This is a genomic window from Gilliamella sp. B3022 (genome assembly GCF_028751545.1).
Classification (GTDB): domain Bacteria; phylum Pseudomonadota; class Gammaproteobacteria; order Enterobacterales; family Orbaceae; genus Gilliamella.
The window spans coordinates 1,275,478-1,300,060 of record NZ_CP071867.1 but is presented as its reverse complement, the minus strand read 5'-3'; the positions used below and the strand labels follow the sequence as shown (position 1 = coordinate 1,300,060).

Below are 24,583 nucleotides of genomic sequence, written 5' to 3'. Positions count from 1 at the left end.
ATCAATACTGGTAACTGCCCATACTAATTTTGTTCTCACTAATGCTACATTCACTTCAAATCCTTCCTTTTTACAAAGAAATTCATTGATAATTCATCTTTAACGTAATGTAGAATATGAAGAAGTGTAGAAAAGAGTTTATAAAGAATATCAAATAAAATAAATGAGTTAAAATTTTTAGGTTCGATTGAAAAGTGCTTTATTTTAAATAATCTTATTAATTTTCTAATTATAAAAAAACAATAGGATATAAAAAAAGAATACAGTAAAAATCTATTGAACAAGAAAATGAGTGTTATTGGATTTTGATTTAGTGCCGGTAAACGTTTTTTTATGAGAATATTAGTAAATATTTTTTGAATGAATGGATACCATTAATCAATCTTGTCAAAAAGCAACAGAATTGAAATTCGTTATGGCTTATTTAATATAAAAAATGAACAAACAATATAAAAAATCGTTGGATAGAAACCCTCAATGCTTTTAACTTATTATAATATTAAAATTATTTATTTTGTTCCTCATTTTATTATAAAATTAATAACAACATTATGACCAATACATTTTTACGCGCAAAATATCCCGATAAACACGACCAAACCAACATAGTTATTATTCATAAAAGCTTTAAAACAATTTGTTCTGTCACGATCTTTAATCAACCATTGTTGATTGATAAACAGTAATATTGTCAGAAATAGACCAAAATAATAAAAAGCAGATAACCGGTTGATTTTACCAATAGCCAATAAATTAATAATCATTATTGTCTGTAGCATTCCAATGATGAACTTGTCATAACGACCGAATAAAATTGCCGTCGACTTAATACCAATTTTTATATCATCATTACGATCAACCATGGCATACTCAGTATCATAAGCAACTGTCCAACAAATATTTGCAATACAAAGTAACCAACACGTTAATGGAAATTCTTCAATTGTTGCTGCATATACCATCGGAATACTCCAACTAAAGGCAATACCTAAGATAACTTGAGGAAAATGGGTATAACGTTTCATAAAAGGATAAACCATCGCCGTTAACAATGCTAAACAAGCAATCAACCATGAAAGTTTGTTTAAAGTTAACAAAAGACCTAATGCCACAACTAATAATAGTAATAACGTCCACAATGCGTTTTTTTCAGTTAATACCCCACGCGCCAATGGACGATTCTTAGTACGATCAACATGACCATCAAAATGCCTATCAGCATAATCATTAACCACACATCCAGCTGAACGCATGACCAGCACACCTAAAGTAAAGACAACGATGATATAAATAGGAGGATAATTGGTAGCAAGCCAAATAGCCCAAAAAGTTGGCCATAATAACAGCAATGTACCAATTGGACGATCTAATCGCATCAGTTGTAAATAAGCTAGCATAAATAAAGTTATCCGAATAAATTATTGGAGAATTATAACGTTAATCCTAAAAGCTGCAACGCTAGGTATAATGTATAAAATTACTGTTTGCACAAAATTGAATTTTCAGTTGGTTAGAACAGATTTAATTAAATACTCGTTAATAACATCTGTAAATACTGTTCAGTAATCACAGCCAAGGCTTGATAAAATAAACTAATTTCGTTTTGTTTTAAATGATTTAAATAAGTTGAACTCCATAGCAATAAATGATCAGTCATTAATTGCTTTGCCACCACGAATTGTTTTTTTTCAACTAATATAGCGAAAGCCATTAACATTAACCCAAATTGATCTTCTGGTTCATTCATACCACTATTAAGCGTTAGACCATTTTGTTGTAAAAATTGACGGTAACGCTCTTGAGATTCTCCCATTAATAATTTTTCTTGATCAAGATAAACTGAACCCCAAGGAGGGACAGGCATATTACCCTGCCCTTCAAATAACACTGAAAACTGAAAATCAAGATCAGGGGTTTGTATTTGATTAGCTAATATTTGGCACTGTTCATTAATTAATTTATAATCTGACCAGTTTGCCAAATTATCTATATGCAGTAGCCCATCAATCAATGGCCTAACTGTCTCGCTATTGGGGGAATAATAGAAAAATGCACCCAATAGTTTTGCTAATGTGACTAAAGTTAGATTATCCAAATTACTTATTCTCATATTCAGATATTATCGCTAATTGATAATATTTTTGATAATTATAATGGTATTGTCCATAAATTATAAAAGGCCATGCGTTCACAAAGTTCAGCAACTAAAGTGCATAAAAAACCAACTAGATAAATCATAGTTATTTTTTTGTTTCGCCAACTATTTAAGCCCACCAAAATTAGAGCTACCAACAATAATCCACACTGTAGTGCAAACCAATGATACTGATCATAAGCTAATTGAGGCGCGATTTCGACCATTAAGTTAATATAAGGAATCTTTAATAACAGTATTAACAAAACACCAATAAAAAAGGCAATACTCCCTGTTCGATAGAATCCGAACATGACAACCATACTCCCACCCAATACTAACATTGCGGTATACATTTGAATTACCGTATAGTAAGAACCCCAAGTTTTAACCGTCGGCAACATGTAAGTTAACACAATTGTCCACACAAAAATTAAACTTAAGATCACTAACAATACAGCAAGAATTTTGCCAATATGTGGAATTTGATTAATGCGCTGGCATAGAGCGTTAATCAATTCCCACCGATTTGAATTATTATGATGAGAAAAGTAAGCAAGTATTACCCAACCCAATGTCACACCAAATAATAATCCAAAGGTAAAAATCTCATTACTCATTGGTGAACGACCAATACCGAAAATCACATTCAAAGCACGTAAAGGCTTACCTAAGTGGAATGACGCCAGTAACATACCTAATGCCATAAAAATTAGGGCTACTAAATTAATTTTTTCGATAATTAACACATTATGGGATGATCGATTCAATAAATAATTTAAACCGCTTAAAAGCACCATTCCAGCAGATAGTTGCCCAAATATGGTAAAAAATACCAGTGGTAATTCATGCATTTTAGACCTCCTCCGGATTGAGTACTTTACCTTGTGTATCACCAGATGCTTTAGATTGTGCATGTGGTTTTATGACAATATTAGGATTAGTCAGTTGTGAATTTGGTAATGGTGCAATATTACGTTCATCACCATATTGCTCACGCAACTTACCAATTTCATCAAAGTCTAAAGCTCGTTGTGGACATGATTCAACACATACAGGCTTTAATCCTTCAGATACACGCTCATAACACCCATCACATTTAGACATTACTTTTTTTTGGTGATCGAATTGTGGTGCACCATAAGGACAACGCATTTCGCAGTATCGACAACCAATACAAACATCTTGATTCACCACAACTAAACCATCTTCCTCACGTTTATGCATTGCACCCGTTGGACACCCATGTACACAAGTCGGTTGATCACAGTGATTACAAGAAATCGACAAATAATAAGTAAAAGTATTATTTTGCCAAAGACCATCAACTTGTTGCCATTCACCACCACCATATTCATACACACGACGAAAATGGATGCCTAAAGAGTTATCCTTCTCATCTTTACAGCTCAATTGACAGGTTTTACAGCCCGTACATTTAGAAGAGTTAATATAGAATCCATATTGCATTTCATGCATCTCCCTTTAATTACGATGCTGTTGACATAACTGACAATGGTTTAATGTCAACCAAGTTAGTATGTTGTGGATTGGATTTAGCTAGAACTGATGGACGCATTGAAGTTAAACGATTAACACAACCACCAATATCTATACCTTCTGCATTAGTTTTTGCCCACAAACCTTGGGGAATCGCAATCACACCTGGCAATATACGTGGTGTGACTTTAGCAGAAATATACAATCGACCACGATCATTATAAACCTCAACTAATTGTCCATGCTTAATCTGTCTTTGCTCTGCATCAAATGGATTAATCCAAATACTGCTCGCCACAGCTTCTCGTAACTGCGGTAAATTACTATAACTTGAATGACAATGACCTTTAATATGAAAACCAATTAATTGTAATGGATATTTTTGTTTCTGCTGTCTATCTTCACTTCCTTCAATAGCGGGTAAATAAGCTGGGATTGGATAAAGTTTATCATCTTCATCAAAATCCCATTCACTGGCAATTTTGGCCAATGCTTCAGAATAAATTTCAATTTTTCCTGATGGCGTATTTAATGGATTTTTAAGAGGATCATCTCTGAATGTTTGTAAAGCAACTTGTGTATCGCTATTAGCTAACTTACGATCAATCACTCCTATACCATCAGTTTCATCAAAGCTAGGTAAATTAGGATATTGTTTTCGAAGTTTCTCATAACAATACTCTATCCACTCATCCTGACTACGACCTTGCGTGAATTTATCTTTTACTCCCATCTTTTCCGATAAATCTGTTAACACATCATATGATGAACGATTTTCCCAAAGCGGCTTAATTGCTCGTTGCATACGAATAACGTAATGATAAGCACCTGATGCATAAGAATTATTAATCAAATCATTACTTTCGACCGAAGACACATCTGGTAATAGTAAATCGGCATACTTAGCCGATGCGGTCATATGTGTGTCCCAGACTAAAATAAACTCACATTTTGATTCATCTTGTAAAATTTGGTGAGTCCGATTGAGATCAGCATGCTGGTTACCAATAACATTACTTGCATAACTCCAGATAAATTTAATGCCTACATCTAATTTATCTTTACCTTTTATATAAGCATTTGTGGCCGTCATACTAAATGGATCATCAATGGCTTTAGTCCATAAAAAAAATGGAATACTGGTTTTAACTGGGTTCACAAGACTTAAACCTGGAACTGGATAAGTTACACTACCACCCCAAGTTCCTATATTTGTTCCTAGCTTACCAAATTGACCAGTAATAATAGGTAATATCATAATTGCTCTTGTAGTGTGCTCACCATTCTGCCAACGTTGAGGACCCCAACCTTGAGAAATCCATGCAGCCTTAGCACTGACAATATCGATTGCTAATTTTCGAATCTGATTTGCTGGAATTCCTGTTTTTTGAGCAGCCCATTCAGGTGTCTTCGGTGTCCTATCATCGCCTAACCCAAGAATATAAGATTTAAAATCGCTAAAAGGAGGTGCCGTATCAGGTAATGAATCGGCGTTCCAACCAACACAGTATCGATTGAGCATTTCATCATCAATACGATCTTCTTCAAGTAAAGTATAACCAATTGCAGCAACTAATGCGGCATCGGTACCTGGGATAATTGGGATCCATTCAGCATCATAACCAACTACGCTTTCACTATGCCGTGGATCGATAATAATAACTCTTGCCTTACTTTGTGATAAAGCATTGAATAACTCCGTAACCTGCCCACCACCGGACATTCGAGTTTCAGCAATATTTTGACCAAACATCACAACCAAATCAGAATGTTTTATTTGGTCTAACAAAGATTCGTTAGCATTACCATAAAGATAAGGTTTAATTGCTGTTATTTGTCCACTTGAATAATCACCATGGTAATTCAAAAAACCGCCAATAGTATTTAAAAACCGCTTACAGGCATTACGTCCAGGGATATTTGCGCCTGTTGTACCTGTACCATATTGATAATAAATAGCCTCATTACCATACTTATCAATCGTATATTTTAATTTATCCGCTAATAAACTGATGGCCTCTTCCCATGAAATTCGCTTAAATTTACCCTCACCACGTTTACCAACGCGTAGCATTGGATATTTTAAACGATCAGGATCATAAGTACGCCAACGAACGGCTCTCCCACGTAAACAAGGGCGAATTTGATGCTGACCAAAGATAGGATCATTAACACCATCCTCAGCAGAAATTTTAGTGATAATATCGTTTTTAACATGGACTTTTAGTGGACAACGGCTTCCACAATTAACTAAACAGGCACTATAAAAAATTTTTTCTTGGTTAGTAGGGTTAGGAATTTCATTGTCACTGGTATTTTTATCCGACTTGGCGTAAACAAAAGGCATTTGCATATTACTTGCCAAAGCTGCAATGCTTCCAATTGCCATCGATTTTTGTAAAAAATCACGTCGACTCATTTTATTGTTTTCTGACTTGCTCATTGAATTCCCTTAATTTTTATGTGGAATTTATTTATCATAATACTATTGATGGAATATTAAAATGGTATAAACAGTATAAATCATGATTAATTTCAAATAAATTAATTGAATAAGAATTATTATCAACTCATTCAACATAATAAAACGCTATTTGTATTTCATTATAAATTTAATATCATGCATCTTAAAGAAAGATTGGTATAATACTCTCCATTTATTTGAATGAACTAGAAACGCTATGTCACAATCTACTTATAATGCCGTCGATATTGAAGTCTTAAAGGGCCTCGATCCTGTCCGACATCGCCCAGGAATGTATACTGACACTGCTCGCCCAAATCATTTAGGGCAAGAAGTCATTGATAATAGTGTCGATGAAGCTATTGCGGGGCATGCTCGTCAAGTGAAAGTCACTCTTTATGAAGATAATTCACTTGAGGTCATTGATGATGGACGTGGAATGCCCGTTGATATTCACCCTGAAGAAGGTGTGCCAGCCATTGAGCTACTACTTTGCCGTTTACATGCTGGAGGAAAATTCTCAAACAAAAACTATCAGTTCTCTGGTGGTTTGCATGGTGTAGGTATTTCAGTGGTTAATGCTTTATCCAAACGAGTAGAAGTTACCGTTAATCGAGATGGGCAAGTGTATCAAATCGCTTTCGAAAATGGTGATAAAGTAGAAGATCTGCATGTTACTGGTATGTGTGGACGCCGTAATACTGGAACCAAGGTTCGTTTTTGGCCTGATGAAAAATATTTTGACTCACCAAGATTTTCAGTACCACGATTGTCTCATCTACTAAAAGCTAAAGCTGTACTTTGTCCAGGTTTGGAAATTATCTTTAAAGATAAAATTAACAATACCGAACAACGCTGGTGCTATCAAGACGGCTTAAAAGATTATTTAATGGAGTCTGTTAGTGGTTACACACTATTACCAGAGGAGCCATTTACTGGTAATCATACGGGTGAAACAGAAGCGGTCGAATGGGCTTTACTTTGGTTGCCAGAAGGCGGCGAACTTTTAACAGAAAGTTACGTTAACTTAATTCCGACCGTACAAGGCGGTACGCATGTTAATGGTTTACGCCAAGGATTACTTGATGCTATGCGAGATTTTTGCGAATTTCGAAACCTATTACCGCGGGGTTTAAAACTTACTGCTGATGATATTTGGGAACGTTGTGCATATGTATTATCGGTAAAAATGCAAGAACCACAGTTTGCCGGGCAAACTAAAGAGCGCCTATCATCAAGACAAAGCGCAGCATTTGTATCTGCTGTTGTTAAAGATGCCTTCAGTTTATGGTTAAATCAAAATGTACAGATCGCTGAATCATTGGCAGAACTGGTCATTACCAGTGCCCAAAAACGTTTAAGAGCATCAAAAAAAGTTATTCGTAAAAAGCTTACTAGCGGTCCTGCTCTTCCAGGTAAATTAGCAGATTGTTCCTCACAAGACTTAAGCCGTACGGAACTATTTCTAGTCGAAGGGGATTCTGCGGGAGGATCAGCTAAACAGGCGCGAGATCGTGAGTATCAAGCTATCATGCCGTTAAAAGGTAAAATATTAAATACTTGGGAAGTTTCATCTGACGAAGTCTTAGGTTCGCAGGAAATCCATGACATTTCAGTGGCTATTGGTATCGACCCAGATAGTGATGATTTAAGCCAATTACGTTATGGTAAAATTTGTATTTTAGCCGATGCTGACTCTGATGGATTACATATTGCCACTTTACTTTGTGCGCTATTCGTTCGTCATTTTCGTGTTATGGTTGAACGTGGTCATGTCTTTGTAGCAATGCCACCGCTTTATCGTATTGATCTTGGCAAAGAAGTCCATTACGCTTTAGATGAAGAAGAAAAAGAAGGTATTTTAGATCAACTAAAACGCAAAAAAGGCAAACCAAATGTACAACGTTTCAAAGGGTTGGGTGAAATGAATCCACTGCAACTCCGTGAAACAACGATGGATCCGAATACCCGCCGATTAGTTCAGTTGTCACTTGATAATACAGAAGAGACCATGGCATTAATGGATATGCTACTTGCCAAAAAACGTTCAGAAGATCGCCGTGAATGGTTACAAGAAAAAGGTGATCAAGTCGAACTTGATGTCTAACATAAAGAATGATTTAGAGGAACAATAATGAGTGAAATGACTCATGACGGAGTAGAAATCCAGTCACTACGTACATTTACAGAAAGTGCTTATTTAAACTACTCAATGTATGTCATTATGGATCGCGCATTACCTTTTATTGGTGACGGTCTAAAACCCGTGCAGCGACGTATTGTTTATGCCATGTCAGAATTAGGGTTAAATGCTCAAGCAAAATTTAAAAAATCAGCACGTACTGTGGGTGATGTGCTCGGTAAATATCACCCGCATGGTGATAGTGCATGTTATGAAGCGATGGTGTTAATGGCGCAGCCATTTTCTTACCGTTATCCATTGGTTGATGGACAAGGGAACTGGGGGGCACCAGATGATCCCAAATCCTTTGCAGCTATGCGTTACACCGAATCACGTTTATCAAAATATGCTGAATTATTATTAGGTGAATTAGGACAAGGTACTGTCGATTACACGCCTAATTTTGATGGTACTTTGCAAGAACCTAAAATGTTACCGGCTCGATTACCCAATATTTTATTAAATGGTACCACGGGGATCGCTGTTGGTATGGCAACGGACATTCCACCACATAATATTCGTGAAGTGGCAAACGCCGCTATTATGTTAGCCGATAACCCAAATGCAACTTTAAGTGAAGTAATGGCTCACATTCAAGGACCAGACTTCCCGACCGAAGCCGAAATTATAACTTCGCCTGACGATATTGCTAAAATATATAAAACGGGTCGTGGTTCAATTCGCATGCGTGCAGTATGGAAAAAAGAAGACAGTGATATTGTTATTACCGATCTACCACATCAAGTTTCCGGGGCAAAAATTTTAGAGCAAATTGCTTCGCAAATGCGCGCTAAAAAATTGCCGTTAATAGAAGATTTACGCGATGAGTCTGATCACGAAAATCCAACTCGACTGGTCCTCGTTCCTCGTTCTAATCGTGTTGATTTAGAACAAGTAATGAATCACCTTTTTGCCACTACCGATCTTGAAAAAAGCTATCGAGTCAACATGAACATGATTGGGCTAGATAATCGCCCATCAGTAAAAGGTTTGCTTGAAATTCTCACTGAATGGCTGGAATACCGCCGAACAACAGTCATACGTCGATTAAATTATCGTTTAGATAAAGTATTAAAACGACTCTATATTTTAGATGGTCTATTAATTGCTTTCTTGAATATTGACGAAGTGATTGAAATTATTCGTAATGAGGAAGATCCAAAAGCTGAGTTGATGCATCGCTTTGCCCTGTCCGAGATTCAAGCTGAAGCTATTTTAGAACTAAAACTTCGTCATTTAGCCAAATTGGAAGAAGTGCGCATTAAAGGCGAACAAAATGAACTTGCTAAAGAACGAGATCAATTACAAGCATTATTAGCTTCACCACGAAAATTAAATCATTTAATTAAAAAAGAGCTTCAACAAGATGCCGAAAAATATGGTGACGAGCGCCGTTCACCTATCGTTGAGCGAAGTGAAGCAAAAGCCATTACAGAACAAGAACTCATACCATCAGAACCTATCACCATTGTGTTATCTGAAATGGGCTGGGTTAGATCAGCAAAAGGACATGATATCGATCCTGTTGGTTTAAGTTATAAAGCTGGCGATAGTTTTAAAGTTGCGGCCAAAGGTAAAAGCAATCAACCAGTAGTATTCATTGATTCGACTGGTCGAAGTTATGCTATTGAACCAAATACACTACCATCAGCACGCGGACAAGGTGAACCAATAACGGGTAAACTAGCACTTCCTGCTGGAGCAATAATTGAACATATATTAATGTCCACTAATGAAAATAAAAAATTCTTATTAGCCTCTAGCGCTGGTTATGGTTTTATTTGTAAATTCAGTGATTTAGTTACTCGAAATCGTAATGGTAAAGCGATCATCAATTTATCAAATGAAGCTAAAGTGCTAGCGCCAATTGAAATTCTATCTGAAGATAGCTTATTATTATCCATTACTCAAGCAGGACGAATGCTCATCTTCCCTGTAAAAGATTTACCTGAGCTTGCAAAAGGTAAAGGCAACAAAATCATATCATTATCAGGTGCAGATGACCGCCTTGCTTACATACAATTAATCACACCAGATACATCCTTAACCTTATATGTTGGTAAACGCAAACTTACGCTTAATCCAGCTGATTTAGAAAAATATAAATCGGAACGTGCACGTAAAGGAACAGCTTTACCACGTGGATTACAAAAAATAGATCGAATTGAGGTAATTTAATAATATGTCTTTTATTTGGGCGATAATTACAGGCTTTGTTTTAAGCATTATATTAAAATCAAATTGGGGGTTTTTACTTGGGTTATTTATTGGCCCAAAACTTTACCATGCGTTTTGTAATAAGTTAACCGAACAAGGACCAAAAGGAAACCCAAGACTTTACTTAACCGTAGTTTTTGAAGTACTTGGTCATTTAAGTAAAGCTAAAGGCGTTGTTACGCAAGATGATATTAATTTGGCACGTAGATTTATGACCCAATTGCAGCTAGATAGCAATAGTCGTCAACTTGCTCAAGACTCCTTTAATCGTGGTAAAGCAAGTGATTATCCACTTAGGGAACGTTTAAGAGAGTTATATAATCAATATCGTTATAGACGTAATGTGTTAAATATTTTCTGTGAGCAGCTTATCCAGGCAGCACTAATCGATGGTCATTTAGATGACAAAGAGTCACAAATACTCTTTATCGTAGCCGAGGAATTCAATATTCCTCATCATCAAATGGCAGTTTACATACAAATGATGATGGGGAGTTATCATTTTCATCAACAGAATTATAACTACCAACACGAACAGAATAATCAATATCGAGAAAATAGTAATCATCGCTATAGTGGTTATCAAAACAACTCTTCACAACTAAATTTACAGAATGCTTATAAAATTCTAGGCGTTGAACCATCTGCCGATATTGCTACAATAAAAAGAGCTTATCGTAAATTGATGAATGAACATCATCCTGACAAGTTAGTATCTAAAGGTTTACCAAAAGAGATGCTTGAAGCGGCTAAAAAACGCGCACAAGAAATTCAAGCAGCTTATGATTTAATCAAAGCCTCTCGTGGTTTTAAATAGAGACGATCCATATGATGCACTGGCGCTCAATTCTTAGAATCATAGGTTTATTAATTGCACTATTGTCAATATTCATGTTACTACCAGCGTTGATTGCCTTAATCTATCGTGATGGCGCAGGTGCCATATTTGTTCGTTCCTTTTTCGCAGCATTAATATTAGGCTGTTTACTATGGTTACCCAATCGTCACCAACGTCATGAGCTCAATACTCGAGAAGGTTTCTTTATCGTCGTTTTATTTTGGGTTGTACTCGGTACAATAGGAGCATTTCCCTTTATTTTTGATACCCATATTAATTTAAATTTAACCACAGCATTTTTCGAATCGTTTTCCAGCCTAACGACGACAGGTGCAACAACAATTGTACATCTTGATCATCTACCTAAAGCCCTACTTTTCTATCGACAATTATTACAATGGTTGGGGGGTATGGGTATTATTGTTTTAGCGGTTGCAATCTTACCATTATTGGGTGTTGGGGGCATGCAACTTTATCGGGCCGAAATCCCTGGTCCACAAAAAGACAGTAAAATGCGTCCACGTATTGCCGAAACGGCAAAAACACTTTGGTCAATTTATATTTTACTCACAACGCTCTGTGCAATTTGCTTATGGGCTGCTGGAATGAATATTTTTGATGCGGTTTCACACAGTTTCTCAACCATATCAATGGGTGGATTTTCTACTCACGATGATAATCTTGCTTATTTTAACAGCGCTACCATCAACTATATTATTACTATTTTTTTAATTTTATCGGGCTGTAATTTCGCATTACATTTTGCTGCATTAAATGGATTATCGATTAAAGTATACTGGCGAGACCAAGAATTTAGAACTTTTATCTTTATTTTACTTATTTTAATTGTGATTTGTGCATGTGGAGTTTATTTTTATCAAATAAAACACAAATTAAGTATAGACAAAATTATATTACAAGTTGTCTCTGTCGCAGCCACAGCAGGATTTACTATTGATGATATCAATACCTGGCCGTCATTACTTCCTCTTTTTTTACTATGCGCATCATTTATTGGTGGATGTGCAGGTTCTACTGGTGGAGGTTTGAAAGTAGTTCGGACATTATTACTATTTATGCAAGGTTCGCGAGAGCTAAAACGCCTTATTCATCCCAATGCTATCTATACATTGAAACTCAACAATCGTGTTGTACCAGAACGAATTATTGAAGCTGTTTGGGGATTTTTCTCGGCATATGCTTTAGTCTTTCTAGTCAGCTTATTTATCATTATGGCAACAGGTATTGCGGCATCTGATTCTTTCTATATTGTAGCATCTTCACTCAATAATTTAGGTATTGGTCTTGGCAGTGTAAGTGATAATTTTGCTAGTGTTAGCGATATGGTTAAATGGGTCATGATAGTTGATATGTTATTTGGTCGATTAGAAATATTTACTTTACTTGTTTTATTTACACCTACTTTCTGGCGAAGCTAATTTTATACTGAAACGTATAGTTAACCTCAAACTTTTTGACAAAATAAACAATTTTTATAAATATTTTATTGATTATTTAGTCAATTACAGCCAGAATTACACGGCAGCATGTGCTGTGATCACTAGAGGTAATCACCTGACATATGGAATGGATCATGGATCCTACAATCTGGATTGGTTTATCCACTCTGGTTGTACTTGAAATCGTCCTTGGTATTGATAATATTGTTTTTATAGCCATTCTTGCCGAGAAACTTCCGCCACATCAACGAGATAAGGCCCGTATAACTGGTCTTGCATTTGCATTAATTACCCGAATTTTATTATTAATGATAACGGGTTGGTTAGTTACTCTTAACACGCCATTATTTTCAAAATTTGGTATTACTTTCAATGCTCGTCAATTAATTATGTTTATTGGAGGGATATTTTTGCTTTTCAAAGCAACGATGGAACTCAATGAACGCCTTGAAGGCTCTGTCCATGAAGAAGGAAAACCAAAAAAAACTTCACATTTTTGGACAGTTGTTGCCCAAATCGTGGTACTTGATGCCGTATTTTCTTTAGACTCAGTAATAACCGCTGTAGGTATGGTTGAACATATTCCAGTAATGATTATTGCGGTTTGTATTGCTATTGGCATTATGATGGTTGCCAGTAGACCTTTAGCTCATTTTGTCAACTCACATCCAACTATTGTCATTCTTTGCTTAAGCTTTTTACTGATGATTGGTTTTAGTTTAGTTGCAGAAGGGCTAGGATTTGTTATTCCTAAAGGTTATTTGTATGCAGCGATTGGCTTCTCAATTATGATTGAGTTTTTCAATCAATTAGCTATTTTTAATCGTCGTAAAATATTAAATAAAAAACCATTACGTGAACGTACCGCCGAAGCTGTTTTGCATTTACTTAAAGGTGATGCAGAAGAAGATCCTGAAACTCACACTATTGATGTGATATCAGATAATAACAAAAAAGCCTCCGTATTTAATCACCAAGAATTGAACATGGTCGAACGGGTACTGGGTCTAGCTCAACGCTCGGTCAGTAGCGTTATGACATCACGATTAGATGTTGATATGGTAAATATTAATGATGACCGTGAAATCATATTAAAAGAGATTTTTGATAATCCACATTCACGTTTAGTTGTCACTGATAATGCCTCAATTGATGAACCATTAGGTATTATTCAAGTAAACGATCTATTAAAAGATATGATCCAAAGCAAAAAACCCATTGATATTCATTCACTGATAAAACAGCCACTTATCTTCCCTGAGACGGTATCTTTATTAGTTGCGCTAGATCAATTTAAAAAGGCTAAAACTCACTTTGCATTTGTAGTGGATGAATTTGGTTCAATGCAAGGTATTGTCTCTGTGACAGACATTATTGAAACCATTGCAGGTGATTTTCCAACAGAGGAGGAGGAAATTGATGCTAAACATGATATTCAATGTGTAGATGATCATAGCTGGATTGCTAATGGCTACATCCCTGTTGAAGAATTAGTTCGTTTTGTGCCAATTCCTATTGACGATAAACGCGAATATCATACTCTGGCAGGACTGCTCATGGAAAAAGCTCAACATTTACTTAATGTTGGTGAGACAATTCAAATTGGCGATTATCTATTCGAAATTGCCGAGATAGAAAGTCACCGTATTCTTAAAGTCAAAATTACTTTGAATAAACTTGATGCTGTATCTGAGTAGAACACTGCCTAGCGCATTGCGCGGAGTAGAATAACGCTTGACCTAAATAAATAACAAGCAATAATTATGCGGTAAAATTTCTTTTTAAAAGATGTGGAGTAATAACGCCTCATCTTTTTTATTTTTTCCTTTTGGTAAAAAATAAATAGTACAACGTGAAATACGTTCATTCTTGACAACCAAAATTGGGCTTTAACTTATGAATTCAATATTCGAAAAAATATTTCAATTGAAAGAAAAAAAAACAACTGTCGGTACTGAAATTATCGCTGGTTGCACCACTTTTCTTACCATGGTCTATATCATCTTCGTCAATCCTTCCATTTTATCTGCATCCGGTATGGATACGTCTGCTGTGTTTGTATTAACTTGCGTCGTTACAGCCTGTGCCACTATTTTAATGGGTTTATTTGCCAATTTACCCATCGCTTTAGCTCCAGCCATGGGACTTAACGTCTTTTTTGCTTATGGAATATGTGGCGCAATGGGTTACTCATGGCAAATAGGTATGGGAGCGATATTTTGGGGATCACTTGTATTTTTTGCATTATCATTATTTAAAGTTCGCCATTGGTTAATTGAACACATTCCACCATGCTTACGCATAGGTATTAGTGCAGGTATCGGATTATTTATTGCTTTTATGGGCTTTCAAAATATGGGCATTGTCGTTTCTTCGCCAACAACACTATTGACCATGGGGAATATTTTATCGCTAAAAGTATTACTCGGTTCATTGGGTTTTTTTATTATTATAATTTTAGCTGCTCGTAACTTTCATGCTGCAGTACTTATTTCAATTTTTGTTGTCACGATATTGGCACTTTGGTTAGATCCAAATATTAGTTATCAAGGTATAGCATCCATCCCACCAAGTGTAACATCTGTTGTCGGTCATGTTGACCTTGCTGGTTCTTTTAACATCGGTATTATGGGTGTTATCTTCTCGATTATGATTGTCAGCTTATTTGATTCGTCTGGAACCATTTTGGCATTAACCGATAAAGCTGGTATTTGTGATGAAAAAGGCCGCTTTCCAAAAATGCGTCAAGCGTTATTAATTGATAGTTTTAGCTCATCATTAGGTGGCTTATTTGGTACGTCATCTGTATTGACCTATATTGAAAGCTCTTCAGGTATCTCTGTTGGTGGTCGTACAGGCTTAACCGCTGTGATTGTTGGACTCTTATTTTTAATGATGACCTTTTTATCACCATTAGCTCATCTTGTGCCAAGTTATGCTACTTCAGGTGCGCTTATTTTTGTTGGAATCTTAATGGTTTCAAGCTTAGTTAAAGTCAATTGGTCAGATTTAACCGATGCAACACCAGCATTTATTACTGCCTTAATGATGCCATTTGCCTTTGCTATTACAGAAGGAGTTGCCCTTGGTTTTATCTCTTATGTCGTATTAAAAACCTGTACAGGTAAATTTAAAGAACTCAACTTATGTGTTATTATTTTTGCCCTATTATTTGCTTTAAAATTTATCTTCATTGATCATCATTAATTCAATTTTATTTCTACCGTTTTGTAACGGTAGAAATAATCCAATCGGTTATCCTCACCTAGCTTGCTGTTCATTGAACTTATTAGTGGGATTTTAACCAGTTATTCTAAATTTAAAATTCAAATTAGGTTAAAAAATCTGAATTATCAATATTTAACATTTTGCCAATGTATCATTACACAAAATTATTTTCGATCAAAAATCATCAGGTAATTTGCATCCAACATAGCTGATTCAGAGACCACAATATTATTAAATGCAAAAACGCAATTGGACCGATTCATAATTAAATACCTAAGATTCAGTTTCAGAGATATAAATATTCCAGTAAATATTAATTAATTTTAGCAATACTCCTAAAAATGTATCGATCGTAGATATTATTTACATTAAATAATAAAACAACTTTATGTAATTCATTCTTCACTATTCATCATTATTAGGCATTAAATAATATGTTCATAACCAGTATACTATTACTGTTTTTTAACGTAATTTGAGTACAATCATATAATGTTAACCGACATTGAATAAAACAGATCACTTTTGCAAAAAATACGATTAGCTCGAATTAACTTTTCACTACCTTTATAACCATTAAACAAACATAGTAACATCAAAATAAGTATAAATTGTAACAGATGCATTTCATCCACAAAAAGGGTAACAAAATAAAATTAAAACTTTTTTATTATTTCTACTTAATACTAATAAAATTTAATTGAAACAGGCAAAGAACTTGTGGTAATACTTGACATTATGGCTGTTGAGGTCTAGAATCTTGCGACCCAAAACTTATATACATAGTTTTTGGTCTACAGTTATTAATTACGTATCTAAAAAGCAATTTTAAATTTATTTTAATTAATCAGGAGCTTATTAATGGCAACAATTAATCAGCTGGTACGCAAACCTAGAGCACTTAAGGAAGTAAAAAGTAACGTTCCTGCTCTTGAAGCATGCCCGCAAAAACGCGGTGTTTGTACACGTGTTTACACTACTACACCGAAAAAACCAAACTCAGCATTACGTAAAGTATGCCGTGTACGTTTAACCAACGGTTTTGAAGTAACTTCATATATCGGTGGTGAAGGTCACAACTTACAAGAACACAGTGTGATTTTAATCCGCGGTGGTCGTGTTAAAGATTTACCTGGTGTTCGTTATCATACTGTTCGCGGTGCATTAGACTGCGCAGGTGTTAAAGATCGTAAACAAAGCCGTTCTAAATACGGTGTGAAACGACCTAAAGCTTAATGGGACTCCGTTAAGTAAGGCCAAACTAAATAATTCCATTTAACTCAGTTGAGTTTTGGGTAAACCTGAAAAATTTATAACATATAAACGGAGTATTCCAATGCCACGTCGTCATGTTGCTGGTCAAAGAAAAATTTTACCTGATCCGAAATTCGGTTCAGATTTGCTGGCGAAATTTGTAAATATTTTAATGATAGATGGTAAAAAATCTATCGCAGAATCAATCGTATATTCAGCTCTTGATAAATTAGCTGAGCGTAGTGGAAAAGACCACTTAGCAGCTTTCGAAGTTGCATTAGATAACGTAAGACCAACTCTAGAAGTTAAGTCTCGTCGCGTTGGTGGTTCTACATACCAAGTTCCTGTTGAAGTGCGCCCTGTTCGTCGTAATGCACTTGCAATGCGTTGGATTGTAGATGCGGCACGTAAACGTGGCGATAAATCAATGGCTTTGCGCCTAGCGAATGAACTTATGGATGCTTTTGAAAACAAAGGTACCGCTGTGAAAAAACGCGAAGATGTTCATCGTATGGCTGAAGCTAATAAAGCGTTTGCACATTATCGTTGGTAATTTTCACCATTCAATTACATGGTTGAGAATTAGGCTGACAGTCTCTACCGACTGTCAGTCAACCTAAATGATATTTTATTAAGCAAACGATTCTAAGTAGAGGATTAATATGGCTCGTACAACCCCTATAGTACGCTACCGCAATATTGGTATTAGTGCACATATTGACGCAGGTAAAACAACAACAACTGAACGTATTTTGTTTTATACTGGTGTAAGTCACAAAATTGGTGAAGTTCATGATGGCGCAGCTACCATGGACTGGATGGAACAAGAACAAGAACGTGGTATTACTATCACTTCTGCTGCAACAACTGCATTCTGGTCTGGTATGGGTCAACAATTTGAACCACACCGTATCAACATTATCGACACCCCTGGACACGTTGATTTCACCATCGAAGTAGAACGTTCTATGCGTGTTCTTGATGGTGCAGTAATGGTTTACTGTGCGGTTGGTGGTGTTCAACCTCAATCAGAAACAGTATGGCGTCAAGCAAACAAATATAAAGTTCCACGTATTGCTTTCGTAAACAAAATGGACCGTATGGGTGCTAACTTCTTACGTGTTGTTGATCAAATCAAAACTCGTTTAGCCGCGGTACCTGTTCCTTTAGTTTTACCTATCGGTGCTGAAGAAGGCTTTACTGGTGTAGTTGATTTACTTAAACGTAAAGCAATTAACTGGAATGATGCTGATCAAGGCGTAACATTCACTTATGAAGATGTGCCTGCTGACATGGTTGAGCAAGTCGAAGAATGGCGTGCTTACTTAATTGAAGCTGCAGCAGAAGCAAGTGAAGAGTTAATGGAAAAATACCTTGGCGGTGAAGAGTTAACTGAAGAAGAAGTTAAAGCTGCATTACGTGAACGCGTACTTGCTAATGAAATCATCTTAGTTACTTGTGGTAGTGCATTTAAAAATAAAGGTGTTCAATTCATGCTCGATGCAGTTATTGAATATCTACCTGCACCAACTGATGTACCTGCAATTAAAGGTGAATTAGCAAATGGTGAAGCAGCTGAACGTCATTCAAGTGATGATGAACCATTCTCATCATTAGCATTCAAAATTGCAACTGACCCATTTGTTGGTAACTTAACATTCTTCCGTGTTTACTCAGGTGTTGTAAACTCAGGTGATACTGTTCTTAACTCTGTTAAAGACAAAAAAGAACGTTTTGGTCGTATCGTTCAGATGCATGCTAACAAACGTGAAGAAATTAAAGAAGTTCGCGCGGGTGACATTGCTGCCGCAATCGGTCTTAAAGATGTGACTACTGGTGATACTCTTTGTGCTGAAAGCGCACCAATCATTCTTGAAAGAATGGAATTCCCTGAACCGGTAATCTCAGTTGCAGTAGAACCAAAAACCAAAGCTGACCAAGAAAAAATGGGACTTGCTTTAGGTCGACTAGCACAAGAAGACCCTTCATTCCGTGTTCATACAGATGAAGAATCAGGTCAAACCATTATTTCTGGTATGGGTGAGCTTCACTTAGAAATCATCGTTGACCGTATGAAACGTGAATTCAAAGTGGAAGCAAATGTTGGTAAACCACAAGTTGCTTACCGTGAAACCATTCGTAATGAAGTTGAACAAGAAGGTAAATTTGTTCGTCAATCTGGTGGTCGTGGTCAATATGGTCATGTATGGTTAAAAATCAAACCATTGGAAGCTGGTGGCGAAGGCTACAAATTCAATAATGAAATTGTTGGTGGTGTAGTTCCTAAAGAATACATTCCTGCAGTTGATAAAGGCTGTCAAGAACAAATGAAAAATGGTGTTCTTGCTGGTTACCCAATTGTTGATGTTGAAGTCACTATCTTTGATGGTTCTTACCATGATGTTGACTCATCAGAAATGGCATTTAAAATTGCTGGTTCAATGGCATTTAAAGAAGGCTTCATGAAAGCAAAACCAGTGCTTTTAGAACCAATTATGAAAGTAGAAGTTGAAACTCCAGAAGATTATATGGGTGACGTAATTGGTGATTTAAACCGTCGTCGTGGTATGATCGAAGGAATGGACGATACAGCTACTGGTAAAACAGTTAAAGCACAAGTTCCACTTTCAGAAATGTTTGGTTATGCAACAGATCTTCGTTCTCAAACACAAGGCCGTGCTTCTTACTCTATGGAATTCTTAAAGTACAATGAAGCACCAACAAATATTGCTACAGCAATTATAGAAGCTCGTAAAGCGAAATAATTTTTATATAAATAAAGTAACACTTCCCTTTTATTGAGAAGGGAAGTGATTTAATAAAGGAACATTAAGATGTCTAAAGAAAAATTTGAACGTACAAAACCCCACGTTAACGTTGGTACAATCGGCCACGTTGACCATGGTAAAACAACTTTAACAGCAGCAATTACTTCTGTACTTTCTAAAAAATACGGCGGTCAAGCACGTGCATTCGATCAAATCGATAATGCACCAGAAGAAAAAGCACGTGGTATCACCATCAACACTTCACACGTTGAATACGATACCCCGACTCGTCACTACGCACACGTAGACTGCCCGGGCCATGCTGACTATGTTAAAAACATGATCACTGGTGCGGCACAAATGGACGGTGCTATCTTAGTAGTAGCAGCAACAGATGGTCCTATGCCACAAACTCGTGAGCACATTCTTTTAGGTCGTCAAGTAGGTGTTCCATACATCATCGTATTTTTAAACAAATGCGATATGGTTGATGATGAAGAATTATTAGAATTAGTTGAAATGGAAGTACGTGAACTTCTATCTCAATACGATTTCCCAGGTGATGACACTCCAGTCATTCGTGGTTCAGCGTTAAAAGCGTTAGAAGGCGATGCAGCATGGGAAGAAAAAATTGTTGAATTAGCTGAAGCTTTAGACAGCTATATCCCGGAACCAGAGCGTGATATCGATAAACCATTCCTACTTCCAATTGAAGACGTGTTCTCAATTTCAGGACGTGGTACAGTGGTAACAGGTCGTGTAGAACGTGGTGTAATCAAAGTTGGTGAAGAAGTTGAAATCGTTGGTATCAAACCAACAACAAAAACAACTTGTACTGGCGTTGAAATGTTCCGTAAATTGCTAGACGAAGGTCGTGCGGGTGAAAACGTTGGTGTCTTACTACGTGGTACAAAACGTGAAGAAATCGAACGTGGTCAAGTATTAGCAAAACCAGGCTCAATCACACCACATACTGATTTCGAATCAGAAGTATATATTCTAAGTAAAGATGAAGGTGGTCGTCATACTCCATTCTTCAAAGGCTACCGTCCACAGTTCTACTTCCGTACAACTGACGTAACTGGAACAATCGAGTTACCAGAAGGCGTAGAGATGGTAATGCCAGGTGATAACATCAAAATGACTGTATCATTAATTCACCCAATCGCAATGGCAGAAGGCTTACGCTTTGCTATCCGTGAAGGTGGTCGTACTGTTGGTGCTGGTGTTGTTGCTAAGGTTATTAAATAATCTTACTAACTATTTAGAGCATTATCCTTAATGCTCTTGATCAGTATAAAAGGCGCGTATAATACGCGCCTTTTTTAGGTTTATCAGAATTCCTTTTAAAAACCAATTTGCCATTTTAATTTGAATGTACTTTACTTGTTCTTTGTAGAACAATTTTCCTAAATACCAACAGCTTTTTTGAATAAACGTTGATAAGGAGAAATCCGTTCTTTCAAATAAAATACTTTTAGTATATTAACTCAATGAGTTTCAACTTAAATAATTTTTTGGTTTCGATAGTGCCACATCAATCAACTTAACGATTCATAACCAATACCTAACTTTGTTGCTAAAAGATCACGAGCGCTAGACAATATAAATTGATGAGCGTTATCCGAACATAATATCAATAAACAAATAACCAAATGCTATTGTAAGGCGCTTAATATTAAATACCTAATATTATTATCTATTTGTTCCTATACAGTTAGTACTGAAGCATATTAATAAACCGTCGCATAATAATGGGATGAGTTTTATAAAATTGATGTAAACTCGGTTTTTCAATCAATCGTACCCAATAACCTATTTTGGCTTTAATCGACATTGGAAAACGATAATGAGGCAAAAGATAGCAGCAATTACTACTAAATGATAATGATTTAAAATACCAAACATCGTTTCATCACCTAAATGAGTACTGCGATACACATGAACCTCCCTCTGTTAAAATAAAGGTATAGCAAAATAAAGGTGTGATTCATGGCGGATCATTTTGTCTTTAACCAATTTTTTATCGCTAGTGCTTCTATGGAATAATTTGACGGCCTCTTTAACGCTACCTAAAATAGGAATACCATGACTTAACACCGTTTTTTTGCTATAGTAAACGCCATTTTATTTAATTTGGATTAATCATACCCATGGAATCTATACCTAACTGCCCTGTTTGCCAGTCTGAACATACTTATCATGATGGTTCGTTTTATGTTTGCCCTGAATGTGCCCACGAATGGGATCCGAATGATGTTGCTTCAACAAATGAAGGTTTACAAGTGAAAGACAGTAATGGTAATTTACTTGCTGATGGCGACGATATTATTTTAATTAAAGATCTTAAATTAAAAGGATCTTCTACTGTTTTGAAAAAAGGGGCTAAAGCAAAAGGGATTCGTTTAGTCGAAGGTGATCATGAGATTGATTGTAAAATTGATGGCATGAAAATCATGCTTAAAGCCTGTTTTGTAAAAAAAGCTTAATTGATATAAATAAAATGCTGATTATATCAGCATTCCTTTCTTATTGAGTTTCCACTAATATTTTTTTAATTTACGTTTAGTGGAATTCAGCCAATTTTTATATTCAAACGTATCGTTAACCTCAAATTTTTTTACAAAAAGACCTATTTGAAGGAAGGTTAGTAAGCAGACTAATTCAGATAAGAATAAAATTGATAAATTATCCAGTCATATAATCAAAATTACACTACTGAACATCACTCAAAAACCATAAAATAGCTGAAATGTGATTGAATATTTGTTCAAAAATAAACTCTGTAAATGCTGGCAACATCGAAATTAAATAGCTTAACATGATTAATCCTAACAATAGTGTTAAAGGATAACCAACAACAAAAATGGATAATTGTGGTGTAATCCTATTTAATAAGCCCAATGATATATTAATGATTAACAATAAAGTCATTAAAGGAAGAGCTAACATAATACCATTAATAAAGAGTTGGTTACTGACATCAATTAAAGATAAATAGCCATTTGCAGGCAGTGGCATAAGTCGAATTGGAACAATATCAAAGCTATTAGAAATACCATATAGTAACCATAGATGACCATCTAAACTCAGAAAAATCAGTAAAGCTATAATATTAATTAAGCGTGACAAAACTGATGTAGAAGGTCCTCCAATTGGATCAAAAAATGTAGCCATACCCAGCCCCATTTGCATACCAATTAATTCACCCGAAATTCTGACTGTTATAAACGCCAATTGCATAGTAAAACCGATCAACACTCCAATCATTATTTGCTGAGCAAGAACCCATATCCCCGTTAGAGAATAAAGTTCTATATTCTCATCAAGATTAGGAAGAGGTAGAAGCATAACAATTACTAACGCTAAACCAATTTTTATGCGATTTGGCACTTCTTTTTCACCAAAAATTGGCGCGACCATAATTAATGCTAAAATGCGCACAAACGGGAAAAAGATATCTTTAACCCAAGCAAAGAAATCAATATTAAATAGACTGTTAATATTAATATCCATTACATTTAATGAGTTAAATTAGGAATATCGGTAATCACAATTTGAATGTAGTCAATCATCGTTGACAACATAGAGGGACCCAAAATAATTAAAACCACAATGACCATTAAAATTTTAGGAATAAATGATAATGTCATTTCATTAATTTGCGTAGCCGCTTGCAATAAACTAATGACCAAACCAGTAAATAAAGCGGCTAACAATAAAGGACCTGCAAGGGATGCTGCAACTTTTATGGCTTGCATTGCCAAAGTACTAATATACTCAGGTGACATACTGTTCCTAAACTAAAATTTCTTAACTAAAAAAGCTTTGTGCTAATGAACCTAGTAATAAGTGCCAACCATCGGCCAATACAAACAACATTAACTTAAATGGTAATGAAACGGTTGCCGGTGGAACCATCATCATCCCTAATGCCATAAGTGTACTAGCCACCACTAAATCAATAATTAAAAAAGGAATAAAAATCGTAAAACCTATTTGAAAAGCGGTTTTTAACTCGCTAACCACAAAAGCCGGTACCAAAACTTTCAAGGGAATATCTTCACGGCTTTGGATTTCATTTTGATGAGACATATTCACAAATAACGCTAAATCATTTTCTCGGGTTTGAGTAAGCATGAACGCCTGTAATGGTTTAGTTGCTGTGGATAAGGCTTCTTGCATGGTGATTTGATTTTGTGAATAAGGTATATAAGCATCTTGATAAATTTTATCAGTCACCGGTGACATAATAAAAAATGTCATAAAAAGGGCAATACCTAAAATAACTTGGTTAGGGGGAGCAGATTGTGTTCCTAGAGCATTACGCAATAAACCCAACACAATAATAATGCGGGTAAAGCTGGTCATTAATAGTAATATTGCAGGAATAAACGTAAGTAAGGTTAAAAAGACCAAAGTCTCAACCGGTAACGACCAGCTTTGTTCATTATCCAAAGTAGTACGGGTAATGATAGATAACGGTGAAATTTCAGCAAAGCTATATTGGCTAATCGACAATAAGCCTAGCAAAATAA

Annotated in this window: 19 protein-coding genes; 11 read left to right on the top strand and 8 right to left on the bottom strand. The window is 35.8% G+C overall.

Annotation, left to right across the window (positions count from 1 at the left end; genetic code table 11):
- Positions 1-566 precede the first annotated feature (566 nt).
- The 5 genes from ubiA to J4T76_RS05870 form a co-directional block, all read right to left on the bottom strand.
- Positions 567-1,397 carry a 4-hydroxybenzoate octaprenyltransferase gene (gene ubiA, locus J4T76_RS05890; RefSeq protein WP_267346340.1) on the bottom strand — a complete coding sequence of 277 codons (831 nt, stop codon included), beginning with the start codon at positions 1,395-1,397 and terminating at the stop codon, positions 567-569.
- Positions 1,398-1,525: 128 nt separating this feature from the next.
- On the bottom strand, positions 1,526-2,095 hold the full coding sequence (locus J4T76_RS05885; protein WP_267342075.1) for a TorD/DmsD family molecular chaperone: 570 nt from the start codon (positions 2,093-2,095) through the stop codon (positions 1,526-1,528).
- Positions 2,096-2,148: 53 nt separating this feature from the next.
- Positions 2,149-2,988 (bottom strand): dimethyl sulfoxide reductase anchor subunit family protein, encoded by an 840-nt coding sequence (locus tag J4T76_RS05880; RefSeq protein WP_267342076.1) that lies wholly within the window; start codon positions 2,986-2,988, stop codon positions 2,149-2,151.
- A 1-nt stretch (position 2,989) separates the two neighbouring features.
- A complete protein-coding gene (locus J4T76_RS05875; RefSeq protein ID WP_267355232.1) occupies positions 2,990-3,604 on the bottom strand; it encodes a DMSO/selenate family reductase complex B subunit in 615 nt (204 codons plus the stop codon).
- A gap of 19 nt (positions 3,605-3,623) precedes the next feature.
- Positions 3,624-6,077 (bottom strand): DMSO/selenate family reductase complex A subunit, encoded by a 2,454-nt coding sequence (locus tag J4T76_RS05870; protein WP_267356239.1) that lies wholly within the window; start codon positions 6,075-6,077, stop codon positions 3,624-3,626.
- A gap of 238 nt (positions 6,078-6,315) precedes the next feature.
- On the opposite strand from J4T76_RS05870, the gene parE reads away from it, so the two are divergent.
- From parE to J4T76_RS05815, 11 genes are all read left to right on the top strand, one after another.
- On the top strand, positions 6,316-8,205 hold the full coding sequence (gene parE / locus J4T76_RS05865; RefSeq protein WP_267342081.1) for a DNA topoisomerase IV subunit B: 1,890 nt from the start codon (positions 6,316-6,318) through the stop codon (positions 8,203-8,205).
- 27 nt (positions 8,206-8,232) lie between these two features.
- Positions 8,233-10,458, top strand: a complete 2,226-nt coding sequence (parC, locus tag J4T76_RS05860) for a DNA topoisomerase IV subunit A (protein WP_267342082.1) — start codon at positions 8,233-8,235, stop codon at positions 10,456-10,458.
- A gap of 4 nt (positions 10,459-10,462) precedes the next feature.
- On the top strand, positions 10,463-11,314 hold the full coding sequence (gene djlA, locus J4T76_RS05855; protein ID WP_267342084.1) for a co-chaperone DjlA: 852 nt from the start codon (positions 10,463-10,465) through the stop codon (positions 11,312-11,314).
- 14 nt (positions 11,315-11,328) lie between these two features.
- Positions 11,329-12,774, top strand: a complete 1,446-nt coding sequence (locus tag J4T76_RS05850; protein WP_267355238.1) for a TrkH family potassium uptake protein — start codon at positions 11,329-11,331, stop codon at positions 12,772-12,774.
- Positions 12,775-12,917: 143 nt separating this feature from the next.
- On the top strand, positions 12,918-14,492 hold the full coding sequence (locus J4T76_RS05845) for a TerC family protein (protein WP_416380574.1): 1,575 nt from the start codon (positions 12,918-12,920) through the stop codon (positions 14,490-14,492).
- Between the two features lie 199 nt (positions 14,493-14,691).
- Entirely contained in the window at positions 14,692-16,002 is a 1,311-nt protein-coding gene (locus J4T76_RS05840) for an NCS2 family permease (protein WP_267342086.1), read from the top strand.
- Positions 16,003-16,884: 882 nt separating this feature from the next.
- Complete coding sequence (gene rpsL / locus J4T76_RS05835) at positions 16,885-17,259, top strand: 30S ribosomal protein S12 (protein WP_025316630.1); 375 nt, start codon at positions 16,885-16,887, stop codon at positions 17,257-17,259.
- 100 nt (positions 17,260-17,359) lie between these two features.
- Entirely contained in the window at positions 17,360-17,830 is a 471-nt protein-coding gene (gene rpsG / locus J4T76_RS05830; RefSeq protein WP_065737965.1) for a 30S ribosomal protein S7, read from the top strand.
- Between the two features lie 109 nt (positions 17,831-17,939).
- Positions 17,940-20,042: an elongation factor G gene (gene fusA / locus J4T76_RS05825; protein ID WP_267342091.1), complete on the top strand. Its 2,103-nt coding sequence runs from the start codon at positions 17,940-17,942 to the stop codon at positions 20,040-20,042.
- 69 nt (positions 20,043-20,111) lie between these two features.
- Entirely contained in the window at positions 20,112-21,296 is a 1,185-nt protein-coding gene (gene tuf, locus J4T76_RS05820) for an elongation factor Tu (protein ID WP_267342169.1), read from the top strand.
- Between the two features lie 902 nt (positions 21,297-22,198).
- On the top strand, positions 22,199-22,534 hold the full coding sequence (locus J4T76_RS05815) for a zinc ribbon domain-containing protein YjdM (RefSeq protein ID WP_267342012.1): 336 nt from the start codon (positions 22,199-22,201) through the stop codon (positions 22,532-22,534).
- Positions 22,535-22,760: 226 nt separating this feature from the next.
- Here the strand turns inward: J4T76_RS05815 and fliR are convergent, their stop codons facing one another.
- From fliR to fliP, 3 genes are read right to left on the bottom strand one after another with little or no spacing between them, the layout of a single operon-like run.
- Entirely contained in the window at positions 22,761-23,561 is an 801-nt protein-coding gene (gene fliR, locus J4T76_RS05810; protein WP_267346316.1) for a flagellar biosynthetic protein FliR, read from the bottom strand.
- 5 nt (positions 23,562-23,566) lie between these two features.
- A complete protein-coding gene (fliQ, locus tag J4T76_RS05805) occupies positions 23,567-23,836 on the bottom strand; it encodes a flagellar biosynthesis protein FliQ (protein WP_267342010.1) in 270 nt (89 codons plus the stop codon).
- A 22-nt stretch (positions 23,837-23,858) separates the two neighbouring features.
- The gene (gene fliP, locus J4T76_RS05800) at positions 23,859-24,536 is read right to left on the bottom strand and encodes a flagellar type III secretion system pore protein FliP (RefSeq protein WP_324123805.1); all 678 of its coding nucleotides are present in this window, start codon (positions 24,534-24,536) and stop codon (positions 23,859-23,861) included.
- Positions 24,537-24,583 lie beyond the last annotated feature (47 nt).

Bases quoted from the DNA above. Each gene is read 5' to 3' on its own strand.
- ubiA (WP_267346340.1), bottom strand. From the start codon at position 1,397: ATGCTAGCTTATTTACAACTGATGCGATTAGATCGTCCAATTGGTACA.
- J4T76_RS05880 (WP_267342076.1), bottom strand. From the start codon at position 2,988: ATGCATGAATTACCACTGGTATTTTTTACCATATTTGGGCAACTATCT.
- J4T76_RS05875 (WP_267355232.1), bottom strand. From the start codon at position 3,604: ATGCAATATGGATTCTATATTAACTCTTCTAAATGTACGGGCTGTAAA.
- J4T76_RS05870 (WP_267356239.1), bottom strand. From the start codon at position 6,077: ATGAGCAAGTCAGAAAACAATAAAATGAGTCGACGTGATTTTTTACAA.
- parE (WP_267342081.1), top strand. From the start codon at position 6,316: ATGTCACAATCTACTTATAATGCCGTCGATATTGAAGTCTTAAAGGGC.
- parC (WP_267342082.1), top strand. From the start codon at position 8,233: ATGAGTGAAATGACTCATGACGGAGTAGAAATCCAGTCACTACGTACA.
- djlA (WP_267342084.1), top strand. From the start codon at position 10,463: ATGTCTTTTATTTGGGCGATAATTACAGGCTTTGTTTTAAGCATTATA.
- J4T76_RS05850 (WP_267355238.1), top strand. From the start codon at position 11,329: ATGCACTGGCGCTCAATTCTTAGAATCATAGGTTTATTAATTGCACTA.
- J4T76_RS05845 (WP_416380574.1), top strand. From the start codon at position 12,918: ATGGAATGGATCATGGATCCTACAATCTGGATTGGTTTATCCACTCTG.
- J4T76_RS05840 (WP_267342086.1), top strand. From the start codon at position 14,692: ATGAATTCAATATTCGAAAAAATATTTCAATTGAAAGAAAAAAAAACA.
- rpsL (WP_025316630.1), top strand. From the start codon at position 16,885: ATGGCAACAATTAATCAGCTGGTACGCAAACCTAGAGCACTTAAGGAA.
- rpsG (WP_065737965.1), top strand. From the start codon at position 17,360: ATGCCACGTCGTCATGTTGCTGGTCAAAGAAAAATTTTACCTGATCCG.
- fusA (WP_267342091.1), top strand. From the start codon at position 17,940: ATGGCTCGTACAACCCCTATAGTACGCTACCGCAATATTGGTATTAGT.
- tuf (WP_267342169.1), top strand. From the start codon at position 20,112: ATGTCTAAAGAAAAATTTGAACGTACAAAACCCCACGTTAACGTTGGT.
- J4T76_RS05815 (WP_267342012.1), top strand. From the start codon at position 22,199: ATGGAATCTATACCTAACTGCCCTGTTTGCCAGTCTGAACATACTTAT.
- fliR (WP_267346316.1), bottom strand. From the start codon at position 23,561: ATGGATATTAATATTAACAGTCTATTTAATATTGATTTCTTTGCTTGG.
- fliQ (WP_267342010.1), bottom strand. From the start codon at position 23,836: ATGTCACCTGAGTATATTAGTACTTTGGCAATGCAAGCCATAAAAGTT.